2 protein-coding genes are annotated in these 1,486 nt (G+C 22.5%); both read right to left on the bottom strand.

The features are described from left to right. Positions 1-193 precede the first annotated feature (193 nt). A complete protein-coding gene (locus GBZ86_RS15850) occupies positions 194-943 on the bottom strand; it encodes a hypothetical protein (RefSeq protein ID WP_152892259.1) in 750 nt (249 codons plus the stop codon). Further along, complete coding sequence (locus tag GBZ86_RS15845; RefSeq protein WP_152892258.1) at positions 936-1,421, bottom strand: hypothetical protein; 486 nt, start codon at positions 1,419-1,421, stop codon at positions 936-938. The genes GBZ86_RS15850 and GBZ86_RS15845 overlap by 8 nt, the downstream gene beginning before the upstream one ends. Positions 1,422-1,486: the final 65 nt, after the last annotated feature.

Here is a 1,486-nt window from a genome sequence, read left to right as displayed (position 1 = left end):
TATTCATAGAACCAAATTCCTCCTGTGTTTTATTAGTATTGGGTGTATTAATAGTTTGCACAGTTTTTAGGAATTTGGTTCATTTTTTATAAAATTAATTTTTAATTACTTGTAAAGTGGTGTAATTAAAATTATATAAACTATATTTTATATAATAGTCTGTTGTTATAATAACAGACTATTATATATTAAGTTATTTTAAATTAAAATATTTTTTAAATTTTTCATACCAATTAATGTTCCAACCTTTATCATTACATAATATTAAAAGCTCATTTTCATCATTTATTCCTTCTTTAGTTATTAATTTATGGGTTTCTTTATTTACAATTAATCCATTTTCAATTTCATTACCTAATTCATTAAATAGAGCATAAGATCTAATATGAGAAAATTCAGCAGTTTTTTTTATTAAAACTTCTTCTGTTAATTCATCAAATTTAATTTTATATTTATTTATTCTTTTTTTCTTTAAAGTTTTTCTATTATCTTCTAATTGCTGACAATAAATATTTCTTAAATTTTCTGCACAATCACAATCTCTAATGGCCTTATATATTTTCTCTGAATACCTTAAATATTGAAGCTTTGTACCTGACTTTTGACTTTGAATAGCTTCATCTATAATTCTTCCAATTTCATAAGCACAAACATAAATTATATTTTTTAATCTTATTTTATTTTTATCAGAAACATTATTTAATATATATTTAGCATTAGATTTTGAAGTTCTAAGAATAGTATGCATTTTTTCAGTATCAACCCAAATTATTCCTCTTTTATCAATATGAGCATGTTCAATCCAAGATTTTGCTACTCCTGTCAAATGTGATTTATAAGTATTTTCTGGATTTTCTGGTATATCAATTTTTACATCTATTACATGTCTTTTAAATTCTATTATACTAGTGTTATTTCTTTCATTATGCCCATTTTTATTCATTACCTACCATTTCCTCATATAATTGATTCAACTTGACAATAGCCTCAGTAGCCCCTTTATTTGGACATTTATCAGGATGAATAACTTTAGCTATAGAATCTCTCCACTTCTTAGCTATTTTTTTATTTGAATAACATTTCATAGTTATTTTTAATTTGTCTGCTCTTTGTTTTCCATCTAATTCTAAAATATAAAATATATATTCACATGCTAAATTATTAAAATATCCTTCTTTTACAATATTATTATTAACTAAATTATTTTGTAAATCTTCAATCACACTTCTTAAAGCAATAATCTTATCAAAAAGGCCTTGCCAGCTTCCACTATTTAATTTTATCATTTCAACTATATTTTTATCTTTAGATTTTTTATTCTTAAATAAAGTTTCTAAATCTTTACGAATAAGAACTCTTGTTTTTTGAAGATTTCCAAATGCTTTTAAATCTTCAATTGATTCAACATTTAACCAATCCATTTATTATCCCTCTCTTTATACAAATTTTTACAATAACATATATACTCATTTTAATCCTATAATAG

It is taken from the genome of Clostridium tarantellae, from assembly GCF_009295725.1.
Classification (GTDB): Bacteria; Bacillota; Clostridia; order Clostridiales; family Clostridiaceae; genus Sarcina; species Sarcina tarantellae.
Note: the sequence above shows the minus strand (reverse complement) of the source record. Positions and strands in the feature narration are given on the sequence as shown.